The organism is bacterium (assembly GCA_020440705.1).
GTDB lineage: Bacteria > Krumholzibacteriota > Krumholzibacteriia > LZORAL124-64-63 > LZORAL124-64-63 > JAGRNP01.
In genome coordinates, this window is sequence record JAGRNP010000399.1 from 1 (window position 1) to 516 (window position 516).

General features: G+C 66.5%; 2 tRNA genes. Both read right to left on the bottom strand.

Going from position 1 to position 516, the window contains the following annotated elements:
• Positions 1-81: 81 nt before the first annotated feature.
• Positions 82-169, bottom strand: a tRNA-Ser gene (locus KDM41_19000).
• Between the two features lie 7 nt (positions 170-176).
• Positions 177-262, bottom strand: a tRNA-Ser gene (locus tag KDM41_19005).
• Positions 263-516 lie beyond the last annotated feature (254 nt).

Consider the following 516-nt stretch of genomic DNA (forward strand, 5'->3'; position numbering starts at 1 on the left):
TCCGTAGTCAGATGCTCTATCCAGTTGAGCTATGGGCGCACGATTTCGTGCTCGGTCGCCGGGTCGGTGCCGACGAGGAAGTGGCGGAGAGGGAGGGATTCGAACCCTCGGTGAGTTTCCCCACACACGCTTAGCAGGCGTGCGCCTTCAGCCACTCGGCCACCTCTCCCTGGTTCTGGCGGAGGGCGAGGGATTCGAACCCCCAAGGGCTCGCGCCCGGCGGTTTTCAAGACCGCTGCCTTACCAATTAGGCTAGCCCTCCCGAGGCGCGACATCAGCCGCATCTGGCCTGGGCGAGGGGACGCCAACCGCTCAGCGGTAACGCACGGTACTATCTGGTCTTCCGTTTGTCAAGGCGACCGGGTGCCCTTTTTCGCCGCCTCTGGCACGCCTTCAGCGGCGGCGGGAAAGATCGAGCCCGAGCCGCGCCGCCCGGGTCGTTCCGCCCACCTTCAGTCCCAGGCCGACACGCCCGTCGTCGTCCCGCAGGGACTCGGCCAGGAACGAGAACGCCCC